This window comes from Asticcacaulis sp. DW145 (assembly GCF_037101385.1).
In the GTDB taxonomy this organism is placed as follows: Bacteria; Pseudomonadota; Alphaproteobacteria; order Caulobacterales; family Caulobacteraceae; genus Asticcacaulis; species Asticcacaulis currens.
Genome location: NZ_AP029025.1, coordinates 966,769 through 988,568 on the forward strand (window position 1 = coordinate 966,769; position 21,800 = coordinate 988,568).

Genomic DNA, 21,800 nt, shown 5'->3' on the forward strand with positions numbered 1-21,800 from the left:
TGCAAAAAGGCCGGTGCCCCCTTGCACCGGCCCTCCCCAACCTAATGTATCTTCACACCGAGGGCCTCAGCCGCCTCGACCGAAATCTGGCCTTGCGGCAGGCCCTGATCGGCCTGAAACTTCTGCATGGCCGCCACGGTCTTCGTCCCCAGCGTGCCATCGACCGGACCGGGATCATAGCCGCGCTGTTTCAGCGCCACCTGAATGGCCTTGACCTTGTCCGGCGTGGTGTTGCGTTCGCACAGAACCTCACGCCACACGGGTTCGGGTGCCTTGACGACGCGCGTCTTTTCGACATTGCGGTATTCGGGTTCGATCCGGCGCGTCTCGGTACGGGCAGGAGACAGAATTTCTTTATATTTTTCGGTGCGATACGTGGCCGCGACCGGCTCCTCGATCACCTTTCCTTCGCGCTCGATGATGACGCGTTCGACCTTTTCGATCCTCGGCTTCACCCAGACCCGGCGCACCGTCGCGGGGGCTACCTCGACAAGGCGCTCTACGCGCCTGTATTCCGCCGGCACCTCTTTCAGGCACCACACGGTCTGGGCCGAGCCTTTTTGCAGATATTCCGTCGTCTCCAGCCCGCCCTGAATCACCACCGGGTCCTTGCCGGGCCAGGTCAGCATACCGTCGGCGCGATAACGCACCGGCTGATGATCGCCGGGCGTCACCAGAGCCGCCCCCGTGGCAATGCCTTCCGAGCGCACCCATTCCTGACGCGCCGGGCGCACCATGACGCTTTCGACGCGCTTTTCATAAACGGGCGGCACCGGCTCCTCGGACCAATACCCTTCCTGAACCACACGGTCTTCGACCACGGTGCGCGTGACCGGTTTGATCACCTCACGCCGGACGTGTGCAGGCTTATCCACCACCTGACGTTCGGCCCAGCGCCATTTTTCTTCCACCGTATAGGTTTCAAAGCGTTCGGGCCTGACGATCTCGCGCTCGGTATAGGCTTCCAGAACCGGAGCCTTCATCAGGCGCGTGTAGCACTGATTGGGCCGCGCCTCTTTAACCACCGAAGCCGGCAGGTCCGGATGATCGCCCGCCACCGCCCCGGCCGGGCAATCGCCCGGGCGGGCTGACGGACTGACGACCGGCGCCTTGGCCTCCCCCATATAGACGCCCTGCGCCCCCGAAGCCCCATAAGCGGACGGGGTGTCCTTCAGCACCGAACCCGAAACCGGTTTCACCACGGGTCGGGTCGTGGCTTCGCCCGCCACGGCCCCTGCGGCGCACGCCACAACCGCCAGCGCCAGCAACGACGCACCGGTGTTCAGCGTCCAGTTCCTCATCTCAGCCACCTCACAGACAAATCAGTCGCCGGAACCTTAACGCCTTATTAACCCTCACGCCAACCCAACTCGCGCCTTTCGGGTAAAATTAAACGCAATCACAGCCTGCTACTTGCGCGTGCCGTCCAGCCACGCCGCCACCCAGAAGAGCGGCGCGTTCCAGTTGACCGCCACCTCATTTGTCGAATAGCTGCCGACACGGTCCACGTAGCAGATCTGTGGCGCGCAGCCCTTGAGATGCGCCACCGCCTCGGCGTCGGAAGGGTTTTGATTCGGCCCGCCCGCGATGACGCCCGGCGGCGGCGGCGGCAACTGGCCGTCATTGGTCCAGAAACGATGATGCGGGTGCTGCATGGCTCGCTCGCCATATCCCGAAACATAGCTGAAATTCAGCGGGTTACGACCCAGAACATAATCCATCAGATTGACGGCTTCGGTGCGATAGGCCAACTCGCCGCTAAAGTCGGCGGCGCGGGCGAAGATCAGGGCGCGGTTCATGAAATCCGCCGTCGAGCCCCAGACATAGGGCTTGTGGAAAGCAATGTGATAGCCCTGCCCGGCGGTTTCACCGCGCATCGCCGCTGCGCGGGCCACTACCGCCTGACGCGCCACCGGGCGCAGAGGCGTATCCACCGTCGCCAGTGTGAGCGTGCCCAGCGTATCGACCTTGCCCCAACTGAAATCCGTGGCGGTCAGATAGTGCGGCGAGGCCTTCACCGCGTCGGCATAGGCCGCGTCCCCCGTGGTGGCATAAAGCTCCGCCGCCGCCCAGTAGAATTCGTCGTTCAGTTGCCCGTCGCCATAGCCCCCGCCGCCGCCCGGCAGGACGTCGATGGCATAGGCGTCGGGCACGCGCTTCGCCGCCGCATAGGCCTTTCTGGCCGCGTTCAGACAGCGGTCGGCATAGGCGTCGTCCACGCCCTTGAAGACCCGCGCGCACTGCGCCGCCGTCGCCGCCAGATTGAGCGTCGCCGCCGTGGAAGGATAGCTGAGGCCGCGCTTTTCCTTATCGAGATGCGGCGGGGTCGGCACAGCGGTCCAGTGTTCGTCGTGCATCTTGTGATGGGCCATGCCCGACGCATCGACGCGGGTAAATTTGAGTTTATACAGAGACTTGCGCTGATCTCCTAAGGGCAGGGTCAGGGTCTGCCCGTCCGGCACCTGCATGGCCAGCAGGAAGTCCATCTCAAAGCGCACTTCGTCGAGGAGGTCATTCCTGCCGTTGCCCGCTTCGGGGATCTTGACGCGGCCATCGTCAAAACTGCGGTCGCCCCGCGCCTGCGCCACCTCATAGGCGTTCATCAGCGTCCAGACGGCGATACCGCCATTGACCACGTACTTGCCCTGATCACCCGCATCGTACCAGCCCTTCGAGACATCAAGCGTATAGGGACAGCCGCCCCAGTCATTGCCGCGATAATCCTTCGGCCCCCAGCAGGTAACGATCTCCTTTTGGTGGGCTACGGGCCGGGCGAAGCGCTCACCGACATATTTCGCCTCGATCGGCACGCTGGCGCGCTGATGATAGAAGAAGGCCAGAGCGTCGTATTTCAACGATTGATAGACGTCGGTGCGAATGTCGAAAGGCGCGCTGACCTTATAGATGTCGCCGTGTTTCACGCCGACCACATAGCCGCTACCCGGCGTCTTAAGGGCGGAAAAGTCGATCTGGTACGCCACCTTGCCCGACCCGGCATTGAGACCAAACGGTTCGCTGCGTCCAGACAGTACGACCGTATTGGCGGCGTCCTTCACCACCCAGTCGATGGCGGGCCATGCCTTACCAGTGGGCGCCGGGGCGTCTTCGGGCACGGCATAGACGGCGATTTTGGACGAATCCGGCTGAAAGCCAGTCTGATTCAGCGTCGGAAATTCCACATAGTGATACTGATACGGTCGCGGCAGGCCCGGCTGAGCCGACGCCACGCCCCCCAGACATGCTATCACGACGGCGGCGGCCGCAAGTGTCTGTTTCATCGCGTTTCTCCCTCATCTCCGCGCCTATGTTAGCGCTGTCAATGCTCTTGCCCTACCAAACCCTGCCCACCGCGAAAAGTACATTTAAATCTTGACTCAGAGGACACATCCGCCCAACAGAACCGCGACCATTTTCTCCCCCTTTTATCTCTCTCCGACCGGACCTTGCTATGATCCCCCGTTATTCCCGTCAGGACGCCGCCGCCATCTGGGACCCTTCGACCAAGTACAAGATCTGGTTCGAAATCGAGGCCCACGCCGCCACCAAGATGGCGGAACTGGGGGTCATCCCGACCGAGGCCGCCGAAACCCTGTGGGCCAAAGGCAAGGACGCGTCATTCGACGCGGACCGTATCGACGAGATCGAGCGCACGGTGAAGCACGACGTCATCGCCTTCCTGACCCACGTCTCGGAAATCGTCGGCCCCGAAGCGCGCTTCCTGCATCAGGGCATGACCTCTTCGGACGTGCTCGACACCTGTTTCGCGGTTCAGCTTCAGCGCTCGGCTGATCTGCTGATAGAAGGCGTCGATCTGGTGCTGGCGGCGCTGAAAAAACGCGCCCTTGAGCACAAGTTCACCCCCACGGTCGGGCGTTCGCACGGCATCCATGCCGAACCGGTGACGTTTGGCCTGAAGCTGGCCGGTTACTACGCCGAATTCGTGCGCGCCCGTAAGCGTCTTGAGGTCGCACGCGAAGAAATCTCGACCTGCGCCATTTCCGGCGCGGTCGGCACCTTCGCCAATGTCTCGCCCGAAGTCGAAGCCTATGTCGCCGAAAAGATGGGTCTGAGCGTCGAGCCCGTCTCGACCCAGGTCATCCCGCGCGACCGTCACGCCGCATTCTTCGCGGCGCTGGGCGTCGTGGCCTCCTCCATCGAGCGTCTGGCCGTGGAAATCCGGCACCTGCAACGCACCGAAGTGCTGGAAGCCGAAGAATTTTTCTCCAAGGGGCAGAAGGGTTCGTCGGCCATGCCGCACAAACGCAACCCCGTCCTGACCGAAAACCTGACCGGTCTGGCCCGTCTGGTGCGCTCGGCCGTCGTCCCGGCCATGGAAAACGTCGCCCTGTGGCACGAGCGCGATATTTCGCACTCCTCGGTCGAACGCGGCATCGCGCCGGACGCCTGCGTGCATCTGGACTTTGCCCTGCGTCGTCTGGCGGGCGTTATGGAAAACCTGATGGTTTATCCGGAAAACATGCAGAAGAACCTCGACCGTCTGGGCGGCCTCGTCCACTCGCAGCGCGTGCTGCTGGCCCTGACGCAAAAGGGTATGTCGCGCGAGGACAGCTACTCGGCGGTTCAGCGCAATGCCATGCGCGTCTGGCGCGGCGAAGGCAATTTCCTCGACTTCCTCAGCGCCGACGAGGACGTGTCCAAATTCTTCACCCGCGAAGAGCTTGAGCCCTTCTTCGACCTCGGCTACCACACCAAGCACGTCGATACGATCTTCGCCCGCGTTTTCGCGTCGTAGTTAAATCATACCTCCCCAGCTTGCTGGGGAGGGGGACCGCACGAACCGCAAGTGAGATGCGGTGGTGGGGTCCTTACCTGTGACTGGCCTTCCAAAGGTTCCCCATGTCCCTTTCCCTTCTGACCGACGCTTTCGACTTTGCCGGCTACCGCGACCGTTTTGCGCGCAAGGGCCGCATCCGGCTCGAAGGGGCCCTGTCGCACGAGGATGCCCACGCCGTTCATCACGCGCTGGAGCAACAGACCCTGTGGGAACTGCATCTGGTCGATAGCGAAGGCCAGCCGGACATCATCTCGCGCACCGAGCTTGAGACGCTCAATCCGTCGGAGATTCAGGACCGCCTCGCCGCCGCCGCCGAACGCGCCCAGACGGGCTTAAGCTTCCTGCATCTGGGCTACGACCTGACCTCAAAAGAGGCGCTGGTAAACCTCGGCGAAGACCATCCGCTGTTTGCACTGGCTAAACTTTTGTGGTCGGCAGACTTTGCGGCCTTCTGCGAAAACCTGACCGGGCTGTCGGGGCTGAAACTGCAAAGCCTGATCGCCACCGGCTACCGCCCCGGCGACTTCTTCACCATGCATACGGACGCGCAGGCCGCCCTGACCTTTGAATGGAACTTCACCCACGACTGGCGCTCGGACTGGGGCGGGCAGATTCTGTTCCATTCGCCGTCGGGCGATATCGAAGGCGGCATCATGCCGCGCCTCAACGATCTGGCCCTCTATGCCGGGGATCAGCCGCGCTCGGTCGCCTCTCTGGCGGCCTATGCCGGCGCGCCACGGTTTGCGGTCACCGGGCGGTTCGTCAGGTAATAAAAAACCCGGCCTTGTGAGCCGGGTTCGTATCTTACTGGTCGTTTTTTACTGTTCGTTTTTGAGAGCTTCGCGCGCCTGAGCCAGAAACTCGACCACCTTGGTTCGCACCTCTGTCTCGCGCACCGGGATGTTGGAGGCGGTCAGGTCACCCAGCACCTTGCGAATCACGTCTTCCTCGCCCGGCTGCTCGAAATCGGCGCGCACCACGGCCTTGGCGTAGTTTTCGAGATTGTCGCCGGACAGGCCCATCTTTTCGCCAGCCCACAGGCCGATCATGCGGTTACGGCGCGCCACAGCCTTGAATTCAAATTCTTCGTTGTGGGCGAACTGCGCTTCGAAACCTTTGGATCGGTCATCAAACGTCGTCATAGGGATAAACCTCACTTGTCCTTTCGGTTTTAATGCGCGCCATGACCCCGCGCAACACAAACCGTCATTTACATCACAAAAGTTTTTGATTATTGGCTGCACCCAATCGCATCCTTGGGATGCCTCTTTCACAGCCGTGCGGCAGACGCCCTTTTCAAACCCTCCCCGACACCCCTCACCGGCTGGCCCGGACGGTTTGACTATTCCGACGTCTGCACATGCGCTGCCCTTTCTGGAGATGGCGCCATGACCACCCGCCGCAAGAAGATTTACGAAGGCAAGGCCAAGATCCTGTACGAAGGCCCTGAGCCCGGTACGCTGGTTCAGTACTTCAAGGACGACGCCACCGCCTTCAATGGCGAGAAGAAGGCCCAGCTTGAAGGCAAGGGCGTCATCAACAACCGCATCAGCGAGTTCGTGATGACCCGTCTGACGCAGATCGGCGTGCAAAACCACTTCATCAAGCGCCTCTCCTTACGCGAACAACTGATCCGCGAAGTCGAGATCATCCCGCTGGAAGTCGTCTGCCGCAATGTCATCGCCGGTTCGATGGCCAAGCGCTTCAACCTGCCCGAAGGCCAGCAACTGCCGCGTTCCATCATCGAGTTCTACTACAAGAACGACGAGATGGGCGATCCCATGATTACGGAAGAGCACATCACGGCCTTTAACTGGGCCACCACGCAGGAAATCGACGACATTCTGGCCATGACGCTGCGCGTCAATGACTTCCTGTGCGGCATGTTCGCCGCCGTCGGCATCACCCTGGTCGATTTCAAGATCGAGTTCGGCCGCCTGTTCGAAGGCGAGTTCGCGCGCGTCATCCTCGCTGACGAGATCAGCCCCGATTCGTGCCGTCTGTGGGACACGCAGTCGGGCGAAAAGCTGGACAAGGACCGCTTCCGCCGCGATCTGGGCGACGTGATCGAGTCCTATACCGAGGTCGCCAAGCGCCTTGGGATCATGAAGGACATGCCCCGCGTCATTGAGGGCGGTGCGCAGTAATCTCCCCCTGAAGTCCATCGGTGACGGTGGACTTTTTGCTTATTCTCTTAAACGAAGTGAAAAGATGAAAGCCACGGTTCATATCTTCCTCAAGGCGGGCGTTCTCGACGTTCAGGGCAAGGCGGTCGAAGGCGCGCTCAACGGGCTGGCGGGCACCGCCGGCTGGAGCGATGTCGCCAATGTCCGCGTCGGCAAGGTGCTGGAGTTCGACCTGAAGAGCACGGACAAGGCCGCCGCCGAAGTCGAGGTGAAGTCCATGTGCGAAAAGCTGCTGGCCAATACGGTCATCGAATCCTACCGCATCGAGGTCGCCTAAGATGAAAGCCGCCGTCCTCGTCTTTCCGGGTTCCAATTGCGACCGCGACTGCAAGGTGGCGGTCGAGGTGACGACCGGCGCCCAAGTCAGCATGGTGTGGCATCAGGACACGAGCCTGCCCGCGGGCCTCGACCTGATCGTCGTGCCGGGCGGCTTCTCATATGGCGACTATCTGCGCTGCGGCGCAATGGCGTCGCTGTCGCCGGTGATGGCTGAGGTGGTCAAGGCGGCGCAGCGCGGCGTCTCGGTCGTCGGCATCTGCAACGGCTTCCAGATCCTGTGCGAAGCGGGCCTGCTGCCGGGCGCGCTGATGCGCAATGCCGGTCTTAAGTACGTCTGCAAACCCATTGAACTGACGATTGAAAATCGCAATACGCGCTTTACCTCGGCCTATGGCGACAAGGCGAGCGTGTGGATGACGCAAGGCAATGGCGACGGCAACTTTTTCGCCGATGCCGAAACCCTGAAAGCCATCGAAGACAATCATCAGGTCGTGTTCCGTTACGTCGAAAACCCCAATGGCTCGGTCAATAACATCGCCGGGATCATGAATGCTGAAGGCAATGTGCTGGGCATGATGCCGCACCCGGACCGCGCCTTTGAACCGGCGCTGGGCTCGGCCGACGGCGCGCCCCTCTTCCACAGCCTGATGCGCGTGCTTCAGGCGGCCTGACGCAAAGGCCGATTGACACAAACGGTTGCAAATGCAACCCCTTGTCCGACCGTCCGGCATCCTGACGGCCGGACAAGGGGTTTTTACATGACGATGCGCGCGGGTCTGTTCTGGATTTCGGCCGCTCTGGCCCTCACGGCGGGGTGCGCCTCGGCCGACAGCTTCCCTGATACGCCGGTGACCAGCGACCTGCCGCTGGGCTATCATGCCAGGGCCTGCCCCGCCGCCTATAAGACCATCGTCACAACCCGCCCCGTCGAATGCGGCGACATGGTCGTCGAAGAGACGCGCGGCAGCGGCAATGGCCGCCGTATCAGCTTTCCCGTTGTCATTGCCCGCGCCGTCGCGCCGGACAAGAAGCCCGATCCCCTGATCTATCTGCACGGCGGCCCCGGCGGCGATATTGTCGAGGCCGCCCCCTATATCGCCAAGGGCGACAAGACCGCGCTCGACCGCGACCTGATCCTGTTCGATCATCGCGGCACCGGACAATCGACACCCTCTCTGGATTGCGGCGAAGCGCCCCTGTCCGACGCCGGTGTGACCAGTGCGGCGGGCGTCGAGGTACTGAAGGCCTGCGCCCTGCACTGGCGCGCCAAAGGCGTGGACACCTCGCAATATCATTCTGCCGTCATCGCTCAGGACATCCGCGACCTGCGTCAGGCGCTGCACATCACCACCTATAACCTGTTCGGCGGCTCCTATGGCACGCGGGTGGCCATGGCCGTCATGCAGCATGACCCCGAAGGCCTGCGCAGCGTTATCCTTTCCTCGACATGGCCGCCGGAAGGCAATGCCACCGCCCCCCTGCCCGGTCTGGTGTCGCGTGAAGTGCGTCAGGTGCTCGCCTATTGCCGCGCCGATGCCACCTGCCGTCAGCGCTTCCCCGATCTGGAAGCGCGCTTCGATGCCCGCCTCAAACAGTGGCTGGACGCGCCGGTCACCCATAACGGCCAGACCTATTCAGCGGATGAGGTCGGCGCCTTCCTGCTTGATGAACTCTACAGCGATCGCGGGGCGCGCCGCCTGCCCCGGACCATGGACGATCTGCTGAAAGGGGATTTTGCCGCGCTGGACCGCTTCAAGAAGGTGCAGGCGGGCTATACCGAGGGCCAGTTCTTTACCACCCTGTGCCGTGAGGAGTTTGCTTTCGAAGACCCGGCGGCGCTTGAGGCCACCGACCGTAACGACCCGATCGCCCTGTCCGTTACCCGCGATGCGCGGCGCTTCTTCGAGGTCTGTCCGGCCTTTGCCACGGGCAGTGCTGCGGCGGTGGAAAACCAGCCCCTTACCAGCGATATCCCGACCCTGATGCTGTCGGCGGATATCGACGCCGGCTGTCCGGCGGAGTTGTCAGATGAGGCCGTCAAGCGCCTCAGCCATGGCCGCAACTACACCTTCGTCAACCGGATGCATACGGTTCAGGGCAGCGCCTGCGCGCAAAAAATGATGGCGCAGTTTCTGCAAACGGCCGATCCCGTCGTGGACACGTCGTGCATGACGGATGATCGCCCCAAATTTCCGTTCATTTACGAGTGAGCCCGGCAATAATAGCTGACAGGGCGCACTGAATCCGCTAAACGCGCGCCCATGAGCACGACATCCTCCGCCCCCGCCCAAACCCAGAAGCCCATGGCCGACTATGCGTCGGAGTTCGGACTGAAACCCGACGAATATCAGGTCATCCTCGACCGGCTGGGACGCGAGCCCAACTATGTCGAGCTGGGCGTCTTCTCGGTCATGTGGTCGGAGCACTGCTCGTACAAATCCTCGCGGATGCACCTGCGCAAATTCCCGGTGACCGGTGAGCGCGTCATCTGCGGACCGGGCGAAAACGCCGGGGTCATCGACATCGGCGACGGTCAGGCCTGCATCTTCAAGATGGAAAGCCACAACCACCCCTCCTATATCGAACCCTATCAGGGCGCGGCGACGGGCGTCGGCGGCATCATGCGCGACGTCTTCACCATGGGCGCGCGCCCGGTGGCGCTGCTCAACGCCCTGCGCTTCGGTGAGCCGTCTCACCCCAAAACCAAACGCATCGTCGAAGGCGTCGTCGCGGGCATTGGCGGTTACGGCAACTGCGTCGGCGTGCCGACCGTAGCCGGCGAAACGAACTTCCACGCGGGCTATAACGGCAACTGCCTCGTTAACGCCATGTGCGTGGGCCTGGCCGATGCCGACAAGATCTTCTATTCCGCCGCGCCGGAACCCGGTCTGCCGGTCGTCTATTTCGGCTCCAAGACCGGCCGCGACGGCATTCACGGCGCGACCATGTCCTCGGCCGAGTTTTCCGAGGACTCCGAGGAAAAGCGCCCCACGGTGCAGGTGGGCGACCCCTTTGCCGAAAAGCTGCTGATCGAAGCGACGCTGGAGCTGATGGCGTCAGGCGCCGTTGCCGCCATTCAGGACATGGGCGCCGCGGGCCTGACCTCCTCGTCGGTTGAAATGGCCGGAAAGGGCGGCCTCGGCATCACGCTCGACCTCGACAAGGTGCCGCAGCGCGAAGCCAACATGTCGGCCTATGAGATGATGCTGTCGGAGTCGCAGGAGCGGATGCTGGCCATCCTCAAGCCGGGCCGCGAAAACGACGGCTACCGCATCTTTGAAAAGTGGGGCCTCGACGCCGCCGTCATCGGCGAAACCAACACCTCGGGCCATATCGTTCTGAAGCACAAGGGCGAGGTCGTCTGCGACCTGCCGCTGGGGCCGCTGAGCGACGACGCGCCTCTGTATGATCGCCCGTGGGTCGAACCGGATACGGAAGCGCCGCTGGCAACGGTGCCGTCGGCCCCGGTCGGCGATGCCTTGCTGACGATTCTGGCCTCGCCTGATATGGCCTCCAAGCGCTGGCTGTGGGAACAGTACGACCGTCACGTCATGGCCGACACCCTGGCCGACTCGGCGACCGGTTCGGACGCCGGTATGGTCCGCGTCCACGGCACCAAGAAGGCGCTGGCCGTCACCTCGGACTGCACGCCGCGCTATGTCAAGGCCAACCCCTATGAGGGCGGAAAGCAGGCCGTGGCCGAAGCCTGGCGCAACCTGACCGCCGTAGGGGCCGACCCTATCGCCATCACCGACAATCTGAACTTCGGCAATCCGGAACGCCCCAAGATCATGGGGCAGATCGTGCGCGCCATCGACGGCATGGCCGAAGCCTGCCGCGAGCTGAACTTCCCCGTCGTGTCAGGGAACGTCTCTCTCTATAACGAAACCAATGGCGTCGCCATCCCGCCGACCCCGACCGTAGGCGCGGTGGGCCTGCTGGCCGACTACGATCAGCGCGTCGGTTTTCACACGCTGAAGGCCGGTCAGGTTCTGGTCCTCATCGGCGAGACGGCGGGCGAACTGGGCTCGTCTCTGTACCTGCGTGAAGTGCACGGCATCGAAGCCGGGGCGCCGCCGAAGGTCGATCTGAGCGTCGAAAAGCGCAATGGTGACTTTGTGCGCGACCTGATCCGCTCCAAAACCGCCAAGGCCGTGCACGATCTGTCGGACGGCGGACTCCTGCCTGCGGCTTTCGACATGGCCTCGGCGTCGGGCGTTGGTATCGAATTGAAAAACCCCACCGCCCTCGAAGACCACATCTTCGCCTTTGCCGAAGATCAGGCGCGCTACCTGATCACGGTGGACGAAGCGTCGGCGCATCTGGTGCTCGCCAAGGCCGCCGAAGCGGGCGTCCCGGCCCTGACCATCGGCGTGGCGGGCGGTTCGGACCTCAGCCTGACCGGCGTGATGTCTCTGAGCCTCGCTGAGCTGAAAACCGCCAATGAGCGCTGGCTGCCGGAATTTATGGGTTAAACACAGCCCCTCCCTTGCTGTCAGGGGAGGGCTTCTTTAAAACGTCACCTGATTTTGCCCCGGACGGACCCGCTCCGGACGGCGGGCGTTGAAACGCTTTTCCGCCTCGGCAAGCTGTGCCTTGGTCATCAGCGGCGTCAATCGTTGCAGATCAGCCGATACCGGTGGCGGGTTGTGCTGCCAGGTGCGCCCTTCATGCGCCAGCGCATAGAAGACATAGGCTTCGGTCAGGTCTTTAACCACCCCCTCACCCGCTTCCAGTCGCCGCGCCCATTCGGCCTGCGCCTCAGGCAAACCGGCTTCGGCCGCCTTGCGGATCAGGTCGATACCCCGCGTGCAGTTGGCCTCGACACCCCGCCCCTCGCACAGCATCTGCCCCGTCAGCAGCAGACCCTCCGGATAGTCCTTGAAGGCCGAGCGCTGGGCCCAGACAAAGGCCTCTTTTTCGTCCTTCGTCACCCCGTCTCCGCTCAGATAATGCCGCGCGAGCTGGTACTGCGCCTCGGCATGGCTCTGGGTCGCCGCCTTTTTATACCATTCGACGGCCTGAGCCGGGTCCTTGTCCACCTGAAAGCCATTATCATAGGCGCGCGCGACATAGACCTGTGAGTTGAGGACGCCGATCTTGGCATAGGCCACTTCGTAATCGAAGGCGGTCTTGTAGATTTTGACTCCGCGCCAGCGCTCGTTTTCGTGCCACAGCCACGCCCCGGCAACGACCAGCGGCACCACAAAGGCCAGCACCTGCACCCAGCGCACCCATGGCTTGGGCTTGGGGTTGCGGATATCCGTCAGATTGGTCATGCGGCGCGCCCGGGATGCGAGGGAAGAGGAGGGTGAAGACAGACAATTGTCACTTGTTAACCCATTCTGTGCTAGTTCCAAACCGATTGTGTTCGTTCATCGAGTCGTTCTCAAGGCCCTTCCCATGCCCGTCGCCCAATCCGATCTCGAAGCCCGCCTGAAGGCCGCCTTCCCCGACGCCGAGATTGTCGTGGAAGATCTGGCCGGAGACGGTGACCATTACAAGGCCTATATCACCGACGCCGGTTTTGCCGGGATGCCACGTGTGCGTCAGCATCAGAAGGTCTATGCCGCCCTGTCCGACCTGATGAGCGGTCCGTTACACGCCCTCGCCCTCGAAACCCGCGCCCCCTGAGACAGGTCCGCCATGCGCTATCGCCCGTTCGGACGCTCCGGTCAGGCCCTTTCCGCCCTGGGCCTCAATGTGTCGTGGGCGAAGCTGGGTCGTAACCCGCAGGCTGTGGCGCGCCTGTTGAACACGGCGCTGGAAAACGGCATCAATACCTTTCATCTGACGTCGGCTCAGCCGGAACTGCTGCGGGTGGCGGCGGACACCTTCGCCATTGCCGATCGCCGCGTCCTGTTTGTCTCCCTCAGCGCCGAGGAAGAAGGCAGCAGCGACCCTGCCGATGAATACCGCCTTGAGCCGCTGCGCGAGCGCCTGCGCGGTGTGATCAAGTCTTCGGGCCTGCAGTGGATCGACCTGCTGGTCTTCCACGCCAACGGCTTTGATCGCATCCCCGACCGAAGCTGGACCTTTCTCACCGCCCTGCGTGAGGCGGGGATGCTGAAATTCACCGGGGCAACGGCCAATGACGACCTGATCAAGGTGGCGGTCGATGACGGACGCTTCAATATCCTCAAGACGGTGTTTGACATCGACACCTCGTGGAACAAGCGCCACCTGCTCGACTATGCCCTGTCGCAGGGTATGGCCGTCTTCGGCCACGACTTCTTTCCGGCCCAGTACCGCAAGGCCGAAGCGGTTGTGCCCAAAAGCGGATGGCGCGGCCTGTTCGGCGGCAAACCGGCCGATCCCCTGGCCGGGCGGGGCACCTATGCCTTCCTGCATCAGACGCCCGACTGGACCGCCGAAGAACTGTGCCTGTCCTACGCCCTGACCCAGCCCAATCTTTCGACCCTGTTTGCCTCAGCGGATGACCCCGAACACCTGGAGGCGCTGGCCGCGGTCGTTGAGCGCGCCATGCCGACCTCGGTACCGGCGCAGATCGAGATGGCGCGCTTTTCGGCGCAGGCCGAGACCTTGGAAAACGCCCGCAAGAAACCGGCCTGATCCACTGGATTTTACAGCGGTCTGCCCCTATATCACACCCATAAAGCTTTTTTTCCGGAGTGCCCGCCGTGAGCGCCGATCTCAACACCGAAGTACATCAGTTCATTGATGGCACCATCAAAAACAATCCCGTCGTCCTGTTCATGAAGGGCACGCCTGATCAGCCGCGCTGCGGCTTCTCCTCGCTGGTGGTGCAGGTGCTGGACCATCTGGGCGTTGAGTTTGCGGGCGTGGATGTGTTGCAGGACAATGATCTTCGTGAAGGGATCAAGGCCTATTCGGACTGGCCGACCATCCCGCAGCTCTATGTGAAAGAAGAGTTTATCGGCGGCGCCGACATCGTGCGCGAACTGTTCCAGAACGGCGAACTGAAGACGCTTCTGACCGATAAGGGCGTGCTGGAGGCCTGATTTTCGCGTCTCTTTCATACGTCTGACACACGCCCTGCCCTATCTGGGTCAGGGCGTTTTGTTTGGCTTGTCAGAACGCGCACAACGGGTATTTTAAAACCGGTTCATCCACGAGGGGGGTTGTGATGCGAAAGACAGCGATCATCGGCCTGAGCGTCTGTCTGTCGCTGATGGCCAGCCTGTCGCAGGCCGCCGAAAAATGGGTACAGGCGGAAAGCCCGAACTTCATCGTCTATTCCAACGTCAACGCGAAGGCCACCGAGGCCTATGTGCGTAATCTGGAGAAGTTTCGCTACATTATCGGGGCCTTTTATGGCCTTTCGGGGCCGGATGCCGAACCACAGCCGCGGATGAAGCTGTATTTTCTGGGTGACCGATCGGACCTTAAACAGGTCAGACCTAGGCTGGATAGCCATGTGGCCGGCTTTGTAAGCATCTGCGCCGCCGGCACGGCCGGGTTTTCGACCTATGAGGGGGAGGCCATCGCGTCGGGTTCCAAGGTTCAGAACCTCGCGGAAAACACCAGCCAGCACATCTTCTTCCATGAATATACGCACATATTCATGTTCCAGAACTCGCAAACCTTCTATCCGCGCTGGTTTGTCGAAGGCTTTGCCGAATATTATGGCACAACGAAAATTCTGAATGATGAGGCCGTTGTTGGAATGGCCTTGTCCTGGCGCATCCGTCAGCTCAGCTCCAGCGGCACCCTGACCTATGAGGACATACTGCGCGATGCCCCCTCGACGCGCCGATCCGGTTCAAACTTCTACCCGCAGTCGTGGTTGCTGACGCACTGGATCCTGAGTGACCCGGCACGGCGTGAGGCCTTCCGCCACTATCTTGAGCGCCGCAGCAAGGGGGAAGAGGCGGTGGCGGCGTTTGAAGCCGCCTTTGGCGTGCCGGTCAAATCGCTGTCGTCCGTCCTGTGGAGCTATATGAATTCACTGAAGGCGACGGTCTATCGCATCCGGGATATGCCGGACCCAAAAATCACGCTTTCGCCCCTGCCGGCCAGTGCCGACAAACTGGCGCTATGGGATGCCGGGTCAATGACCTGCATACCCCGCGACTACAGAGCAGCGCTGCTGGAGAAAGTCCAGAAGGAGGCCAGTAAGTACCCGGACGAGGCCTATGCGCAAGGGGTGCTGGCGCGCGCCCAAATTCAGTATGGCGATGAACAGAAGGGGCTTGACTACTACCAGACCTACACGGCGGCCAACCCCGATGACGCCGAAGGCTTCTATCGTCTGGGTCAGACCTGGTATCTGATGAGCCTTCACAGGCTTTTCCAGCCGGGGGAAACCTTTGACTCCCAGATGCGCAAGGCGCGCGAGGCGTTTCGTAAGGCCTACACCCTTGACCCGATGAACGCCTCCAATCTCAACTATCTGGCGCGCGCGGCGAAGATGGGGCCGGACTATCCGGACGATAACACGGTGAATGCCGCCTATCAGGCTCATATTCTGGCCCCAGCGGTGCGCGACTACGCCATTTTTGCGGCGCAGTTGCTGATCAGGCGCGACCGCTTGGGCGAAGCGGCGGATGTGCTGCGGCCTCTGGCCAATGACCCGCACGGGGCCGCGGCGGCTGAACGGCTGGGTAGCATTGTCGCGGCGATTGATGCCGGAAAATCGAAGGCTGAGGTTTTGGATATGCTCAAGGCCCCTGCCCCAAAGCCCGGCGCGACCGACGATGATGAGGATGGCAAGAAAGACGACCAAAAGTAACAAAAACCCCGGAAGGCGGACCTTCCGGGGTTTTGTTCTCACCGTCGCAGCTTCGACTATTACGAGGAGTAATATTCGACGATCAGGTTCGGCTCCATCTTAACCGGATACGGAACTTCCGACAGTTCCGGCAGGCGCAGATAGGTGGCCTTCATCGCCTTGGCGTCCAGTTCGATATAGTCCGGCACGTCGCGCTCAGGCGATTGCAGGGCTTCGAGCACCAGAGCCATGTTGCGCGAACGCTCGCGGACCTCGATCACGTCGCCGACCTTCACGCGGTAAGAGGCGATGTTCACCTTCTTGCCGTTGACCAGAACGTGGCCGTGGTTGACGAACTGACGGGCCGCCCAGACGGTCGGCACGAACTTGCAACGATAGACGATGGCGTCCAGACGCGACTCCAGCAGCGCGATCAGGTTCTCGGAGGTGTTGCCCTTGCGGCGATCGGCCTCTTCGTAGATCTTCGAGAATTGCTTCTCGGTGATGTTGCCGTAGTAGCCCTTCAGCTTTTGCTTGGCGCGGAGTTGCAGGCCGAAGTCCGAAACCTTGGACTTGCGACGCTGACCGTGCTGGCCGGGGCCGTAGGAGCGCTTGTTGACGGGGGACTTGGGACGGCCCCACAGGTTTTCACCCATGGCGCGGTCGAGCTTGTACTTGGCGCTGTGGCGCTTCGACATAGTCTTACCTTTATATAACCCTGTCCGGCGTCCCGCGAGAGTGCGAGACAGCGATTTCAACGGCGGTTCAGGATCAACCCGTAATGGCCCGCCTACCGAAGGTAAGCAGGAGAAGCGGCGCTTATGACGTCATCGGCCCGCAGAGTCAAGCGCCGCCTGAGAAAGCCCCTTCCGGATAACAGTGTTAAGGTTTCGGCAAGGCGATTCGCTTCATATTAACCCTTGCCCCCTTCCCGCATCCGGACTGTACCCATGTTTTCGCGCTCGCTCTCTGCCCGCATCGCCATTGTGGGTGCCGTGACGGCCGCCGCCGTTTTCGGCGCCGGTTCATGGCTGATTTCGCATCAGACCACCCAGACCTTCGACACGCAAAACACCTCGCTGCAAAACCACGTCGCCGATCAGCAGGTGGCGGCGGTGCGCAACCGGCTCGACGTCGCCGCCCGCACCGCGCATGAAATGGCCTCTACGCTTGGGGCGCTGCGCAGTCAGGGTATCACCGACCGCAAGGTCTATGACGAAGTCCTTCATGCGGCCCTGAGCGCCAGCCCGGACATTATCGGTCTGGGCGTCGGTTTCGAACCCGGGGCACTGGGCGACGATGCGGCCTATGCCGGCAGCGAAGGCCACGACGCCACCGGTCGCTACCTGCCCTATTACAATCGCGGCACGGGCCAGGTGATCCGCGAAGTGCTGGTCGATTATGACAAGCCCGGCGCGGGTGACTATTATCTGCGGCCCAAAAACGAAGACCGCCCCGTGGCCATCGAGCCCTATATCTATCCGATAGCGGGTAAGGACCATCTGCTGTCTTCCTTCTGTGAGCCGATCAAGGTGTCCGGCACTTTCACCGGCGTCGCCTGCGTCGATATTGATCTGTCGCTGCTGTCGGGCGAAATGGCCAGAGCCAAGCCTTTTGGCGACGGCTTTGTCGCCCTCGTCTCGGGCAGCGGTCTGGCGGTCAGCTATCCGGGCGGCAAGGGTCTGGGTAAGCCCATTGCCGAGGCCGATGCCAATGTCGCCAGGGTCGCGAAGGACGCAATCACCAAAAACGGCAGCGCCTCCGGCGATGCCGCCGGGCCGAACGGGGCGTGGCGCTACCTCGCCCTGCCGCTCAATGCCGGAGGGTCGCAGGACAAATGGGCGGTGGTCGTCGCCGTGCCAAAGGCCACGCTGAATGCCGCGGCGGACGGCAACAACCGCACCATGCTCATCCTGTCCCTGATCAGCATTGTCGTGGCGGCGGGTATCCTCTTCGTCCTGCTGGGCCGCATGATCGGCTCACCGCTCAAGGGCCTCGGCAAGACCTTCGACCGCATGGCATCGGGCGATCACAATGCCGAGGTGCCCGAAGCGCGACGCGCCGATGAAATCGGCCTGATCGGCAAGGCGGTGATGGGCTTCCGCGAAAGCCTGCGTCTGCGCGCCCGTGCCGACTCCGACGCCGAAATCCAGCGTCAGGCGGAGGCCGTTGCGGCCCGTAAGGCGGCCATGGCGCATCTCGCCGCGGAGTTCGAAAGCGCCGTGGGCGGCATTGTCGATAATGTGGCGCAGGCCTCGCTCGATATGCGCCAGTCGGCCCAGAGCCTGAACCAGATCGCCGAAAGCGCTTCGGGGCAGACCGCCACCATCGCCTCGGCCACCGAACAGGCGGCCGGAAACGTGCGCACGGTCGCCGCCGCCTCCGAAGAACTGACCGCTTCGATCAACGACATCGCCTTAAAGGCCGAAGCCTCCTCCACCATCGCCCGCAAGGCCGTCGAAGAGGCCAACCGCTCCGATGCGCGTATCCGCGAACTGGAGGCCGCCGCTGGCAAGGTGGGAGAGGTTGTCAGCCTGATCCAGGCCATCGCCCGGCAGACCAATCTTCTGGCGCTCAACGCCACCATCGAAGCCGCGCGCGCCGGCGAAGCCGGAAAAGGCTTTGCGGTCGTCGCCACCGAGGTCAAGTCACTGGCCACCCAGACAGCGCGCGCTACCGACGAAATCGGCGAGCAGATCACCGCCATCCAGCAGGCGACCTCCGCTACAGTGGAGGCCCTGGGGTCGATCCGCGGCATCATCCATGAGATGAGCGAATTCTCCGTCGGCATTTCGTCCGCCATGGCCCAGCAGGGGGCCGCCACGGACGATATCGCCCGCAATGTCCACGAAGCCGCCAAAGGCACGGATGAGGTGGCCGGGCACATTCATTCGGTAGCCATGGCGACGCGCGAAACCGGTGAAGCCTCGACCCGCGTGCTGGAGACGGCGCATCATCTGGTCGATCAGTCCGAAGCCCTTAAAGGACGCGTTCAGGCCTTCGTGGCGCAGGTGCGTCAGGGGTAACAGGCCAAGCCCCGGAGATAAAAAAAGCCCCGGCGTGTCCGGTAATGCAGTTCACTTAAGGGCCGATACAGTTCTCTGGTCGTATTTTCTGGGCAGAGTTTTGACGACACGGGGGCATGATCGCCCCCGTTTTGTTGAGAGTAACAAATCGCCGAGTCTGTTTCGCAGCCTGACGAGATGTGCTGGGATTTTTCCGGGCGCTTCGATCGCCATCCATCCCCATTCCTGACGCAGATAATGCAATGTGGCGGTAAAGCTGAGCTGAGTTGGCGGAACTTCGGCTTCGACGGCGATTTCGGCCATTTCCAATCGGACCAGATTGTAGGCCAGCAATGCCCCCCAGACCTCTTGGCAGACGGTTTCGGGGGTTCCGCTACGCAGGGTAAGTTCACTGCCAAGAAGCTCCTGCTTGAGTTCGCGATAGCTGGTTTCGATGCGCCAGCGTTCCTCGTACTGATGGACGATGTCCTTGGCCGGATAGGCCTTGGTATCCATCAGGGATGTCAGCAGGATGCGCTTTTTGCCATGTCGCGTGGTCGTCTCGATCGCCCTGGCCTCCCATGAGGCGGGTAATCCCGGTTCAGCCTGGCGGGCCTGCGGTGACACCTTCATACGCACCCGATAGTCACCCGGGGTTTGATCGAGGCGCTCCCACACGCAGTTTGCTTTGGCCGGGATCAACCAATGGCGCTGCGTGCCTTGCGTCTGCAACCGCAGCAAAAGACTAGCACTAAAGAATCCCTTGTCGAAGACTGTCAGAGAATGGTCCGGCACCTGGTCAACAAGGGATTTAGCGTAGAGCATCTCGTTTGTATCGTAGGCGCCAAACACCGCGTCGCGCACCAGATGTGTAGCAAGGGCCGTCAACGTCAGCAGGCGTAACTGCGGATAAATGGCAACAACGCCCGACGTGTAGCTTTGAGCGCCAAAATGTGCACGGTTCTCCTCGCTGTCGGACGTCCGCAACGTGCTTCCATCCACGGCGTAACGCGTAAGTCCGCGCCAGGCTCGACCGTTTTGATGCCGCTCGTCCCAGCAGGCGGCGCATATGGCAAAGAGCTGCGCCAAAGGGGCTTGACCCAAGCGTTGCCGGGCCTGGGTCAGGGCACTCTTGGCAATATCGGGATTCACCTCGTCGGGCAAAGCAAGGCTAAGATGGGCAGCCACATCCGCAATCGACTGATGGCGATAAAGAGCGAGCGCTATCACCAGCCACACCACCTGCTCCGCAGGAAGTTTACGGCGCCGTACACTCGCCTTGCCTGTCGCCGCTAAGGCCTGCGAGATCCACCCCACATCGACCGAGCGGGAAAGAGCCGTTAAATCAACATGATGTCCAATGCGAGCGCGCATGAAAGTAAAGCCAGAATGATGAACGAATCACCATCCTGGCTCATATATTTTACTGAATGATTCTTAAGTGAACCGCATTACGGCGTGTCCGGGGCTTTTTGGCATTTGCTGAGACGCTACTCCTCGTCCGCCTCGTCCTTTTCAGGCTTGCGGAGGGGGGTGAACAGCAGCTTGTCGATGCGCCGTTCGTCCATGTCGATCACCTCGACGCGGTGATGACCCAGAGTCAGGATTTCGCCCTCCTTGGGGAAGCGCCCCAGACGGTGCAGGACCAGACCCGCCGCCGTGTGATAGCCGGTGCCCGGCTCATAGGCTTCATCCAGCGCTTCCGACAGTTCGAACAGGTCGGCGCGCCCATCGACCAGACACGAACCGTCCTCACGGTGCAGGATCATCGGCTGTTCGTCGTCGTGCTCCTCATTGAAGTCACCGGCGATCATTTCCAGCAGGTCGGTCGGCGTCAGCACGCCTTCGATGGTGCCGAACTCATTGACGACAAAGGCGATATGCAGCTTCGACGCCTTGAACATGTCGAGCGCCTGAAGAAGCGAGGTCGTGTCGGGAATATAGATGGGCTCGGCAATCAGCTTTTGCAGGTCGAGCGGTTCGCCGCTCAGGAGCGTATCGGCGACGTCGCGCTTGTGTAGGATACCGATGGGGTTTTCCATGTCCTGCCCGCGCACCACGACGATGCGCGAATAGGGGCAGGCGCGGATGTCGTTGCGGATGACCTTTTCTTCGTCATCTATGGAAATCCAGTACACTTCCGGACGCGGCGTCATGGCCACCCGCGCCGGACGGTCACCGAGGCGCATCACCTCGGTCATCATGGCCTGTTCGGCCGGCTCGATCAGGCCCGCGCCCATACCTTCGGCCAGAGCGGTTTCCACCTCTTCCTGCGTGATGGTCTCGCCCTTTTCGTCGCGAATACCCAGAAGACGCAGGACCAGCGTGGTCGAGCCGGTCAACAGCGTCACAAACGGCCCCATACCCATGGCCAGAAACGACAGCGGGCGCGACACAAAACCGGCAATGGTTTCCGGAAAGATCAGCGCCACGCGCTTGGGCACCAGCTCGCCGACGATCAGCGACAGATAGGTCAGGAGGACAACGACGATACCGGTGGCCAGTGCCTCGCTATAGGGGGCGACGGCCGGGAAGTTATGCTCCAGCAGATGATCCAGCTCGCTGGCGATGGTGGCCTGACCATAGGCACCGGCCAGAATACCGATCAGGGTAATGCCGACCTGCACCGCCGAGAGGAAGCGCGTCGGGTCCTGCGACAGCTTGAGCGCCTGTTGTGCCCCCTTATCCCCCTTGTCGGCACGGCTTTGCAGCTTGGCACGTCGAGACGACACCACGGCCAGTTCGGACATGGCAAATATGCCGTTCAGCACCACCAGAAGGAGGACGACGGCACAGGCAAGGAGTAACATTGGGGGGAAGATCCGGAACGAAGCCATCCTGCG

19 protein-coding genes are annotated in these 21,800 nt (G+C 61.9%); 12 read left to right on the forward strand and 7 right to left on the reverse strand.

Going from position 1 to position 21,800, the window contains the following annotated elements; all coding sequences use genetic code 11:
• Positions 1-41: 41 nt before the first annotated feature.
• Together AACH73_RS15660 and AACH73_RS15665 are read right to left on the reverse strand one after the other, a co-directional pair.
• Positions 42-1,301, reverse strand: coding sequence for a peptidoglycan-binding domain-containing protein (locus tag AACH73_RS15660; RefSeq protein WP_338735827.1), 1,260 nt, complete (start codon positions 1,299-1,301; stop codon positions 42-44).
• Positions 1,302-1,409: 108 nt separating this feature from the next.
• Entirely contained in the window at positions 1,410-3,278 is a 1,869-nt protein-coding gene (locus tag AACH73_RS15665; protein ID WP_338735828.1) for a glycoside hydrolase family 9 protein, read from the reverse strand.
• Between the two features lie 170 nt (positions 3,279-3,448).
• Between AACH73_RS15665 and purB the strand changes: the two genes are divergently transcribed.
• Together purB and AACH73_RS15675 are read left to right on the forward strand one after the other, a co-directional pair.
• A complete protein-coding gene (purB, locus tag AACH73_RS15670; RefSeq protein ID WP_338735829.1) occupies positions 3,449-4,753 on the forward strand; it encodes an adenylosuccinate lyase in 1,305 nt (434 codons plus the stop codon).
• A 104-nt stretch (positions 4,754-4,857) separates the two neighbouring features.
• On the forward strand, positions 4,858-5,565 hold the full coding sequence (locus AACH73_RS15675; RefSeq protein WP_338735830.1) for a 2OG-Fe(II) oxygenase family protein: 708 nt from the start codon (positions 4,858-4,860) through the stop codon (positions 5,563-5,565).
• Positions 5,566-5,613: 48 nt separating this feature from the next.
• Here the strand turns inward: AACH73_RS15675 and AACH73_RS15680 are convergent, their stop codons facing one another.
• Positions 5,614-5,937, reverse strand: coding sequence for a DUF1476 domain-containing protein (locus tag AACH73_RS15680; RefSeq protein ID WP_013480523.1), 324 nt, complete (start codon positions 5,935-5,937; stop codon positions 5,614-5,616).
• A 246-nt stretch (positions 5,938-6,183) separates the two neighbouring features.
• Here AACH73_RS15680 and purC point away from each other — a divergent pair, with 246 nt between their 5' ends.
• The 5 genes from purC (at position 6,184) to purL (ending at position 11,735) form a co-directional block, all read left to right on the forward strand.
• Positions 6,184-6,942, forward strand: a complete 759-nt coding sequence (gene purC / locus AACH73_RS15685; protein WP_338735831.1) for a phosphoribosylaminoimidazolesuccinocarboxamide synthase — start codon at positions 6,184-6,186, stop codon at positions 6,940-6,942.
• Between the two features lie 64 nt (positions 6,943-7,006).
• The gene (purS, locus tag AACH73_RS15690) at positions 7,007-7,258 is read left to right on the forward strand and encodes a phosphoribosylformylglycinamidine synthase subunit PurS (RefSeq protein ID WP_338735832.1); all 252 of its coding nucleotides are present in this window, start codon (positions 7,007-7,009) and stop codon (positions 7,256-7,258) included.
• A 1-nt stretch (position 7,259) separates the two neighbouring features.
• The gene (purQ, locus tag AACH73_RS15695) at positions 7,260-7,931 is read left to right on the forward strand and encodes a phosphoribosylformylglycinamidine synthase subunit PurQ (RefSeq protein WP_338735833.1); all 672 of its coding nucleotides are present in this window, start codon (positions 7,260-7,262) and stop codon (positions 7,929-7,931) included.
• 87 nt (positions 7,932-8,018) lie between these two features.
• Positions 8,019-9,470, forward strand: a complete 1,452-nt coding sequence (locus AACH73_RS15700; protein WP_338735834.1) for an alpha/beta fold hydrolase — start codon at positions 8,019-8,021, stop codon at positions 9,468-9,470.
• Between the two features lie 51 nt (positions 9,471-9,521).
• Positions 9,522-11,735 (forward strand): phosphoribosylformylglycinamidine synthase subunit PurL, encoded by a 2,214-nt coding sequence (gene purL, locus AACH73_RS15705; RefSeq protein WP_338735835.1) that lies wholly within the window; start codon positions 9,522-9,524, stop codon positions 11,733-11,735.
• A 36-nt stretch (positions 11,736-11,771) separates the two neighbouring features.
• Here the strand turns inward: purL and AACH73_RS15710 are convergent, their stop codons facing one another.
• Complete coding sequence (locus tag AACH73_RS15710; protein WP_338735836.1) at positions 11,772-12,539, reverse strand: tetratricopeptide repeat protein; 768 nt, start codon at positions 12,537-12,539, stop codon at positions 11,772-11,774.
• Positions 12,540-12,663: 124 nt separating this feature from the next.
• Here AACH73_RS15710 and AACH73_RS15715 point away from each other — a divergent pair, with 124 nt between their 5' ends.
• The 4 genes from AACH73_RS15715 (at position 12,664) to AACH73_RS15730 (ending at position 15,973) form a co-directional block, all read left to right on the forward strand.
• Positions 12,664-12,894: a BolA family transcriptional regulator gene (locus tag AACH73_RS15715; RefSeq protein WP_272742589.1), complete on the forward strand. Its 231-nt coding sequence runs from the start codon at positions 12,664-12,666 to the stop codon at positions 12,892-12,894.
• 12 nt (positions 12,895-12,906) lie between these two features.
• Positions 12,907-13,833, forward strand: coding sequence for an aldo/keto reductase (locus AACH73_RS15720; RefSeq protein ID WP_272742590.1), 927 nt, complete (start codon positions 12,907-12,909; stop codon positions 13,831-13,833).
• 68 nt (positions 13,834-13,901) lie between these two features.
• Positions 13,902-14,243 carry a Grx4 family monothiol glutaredoxin gene (gene grxD / locus AACH73_RS15725; RefSeq protein WP_272742591.1) on the forward strand — a complete coding sequence of 114 codons (342 nt, stop codon included), beginning with the start codon at positions 13,902-13,904 and terminating at the stop codon, positions 14,241-14,243.
• Between the two features lie 125 nt (positions 14,244-14,368).
• The gene (locus AACH73_RS15730; RefSeq protein WP_338735837.1) at positions 14,369-15,973 is read left to right on the forward strand and encodes a hypothetical protein; all 1,605 of its coding nucleotides are present in this window, start codon (positions 14,369-14,371) and stop codon (positions 15,971-15,973) included.
• A 59-nt stretch (positions 15,974-16,032) separates the two neighbouring features.
• Here AACH73_RS15730 and rpsD read toward each other — a convergent pair whose 3' ends face one another.
• Positions 16,033-16,650 (reverse strand): 30S ribosomal protein S4, encoded by a 618-nt coding sequence (gene rpsD / locus AACH73_RS15735; protein ID WP_013480534.1) that lies wholly within the window; start codon positions 16,648-16,650, stop codon positions 16,033-16,035.
• Between the two features lie 252 nt (positions 16,651-16,902).
• Here rpsD and AACH73_RS15740 point away from each other — a divergent pair, with 252 nt between their 5' ends.
• Complete coding sequence (locus AACH73_RS15740) at positions 16,903-18,978, forward strand: methyl-accepting chemotaxis protein (RefSeq protein ID WP_338735838.1); 2,076 nt, start codon at positions 16,903-16,905, stop codon at positions 18,976-18,978.
• Between the two features lie 51 nt (positions 18,979-19,029).
• On the opposite strand, the gene AACH73_RS15745 is transcribed toward AACH73_RS15740, so the two are convergent.
• Both AACH73_RS15745 and AACH73_RS15750 read right to left on the reverse strand, forming a co-directional pair.
• Entirely contained in the window at positions 19,030-20,331 is a 1,302-nt protein-coding gene (locus AACH73_RS15745; protein ID WP_338734844.1) for an IS4 family transposase, read from the reverse strand.
• Between the two features lie 116 nt (positions 20,332-20,447).
• Positions 20,448-21,767 carry a hemolysin family protein gene (locus AACH73_RS15750; RefSeq protein ID WP_272742594.1) on the reverse strand — a complete coding sequence of 440 codons (1,320 nt, stop codon included), beginning with the start codon at positions 21,765-21,767 and terminating at the stop codon, positions 20,448-20,450.
• Positions 21,768-21,800: the final 33 nt, after the last annotated feature.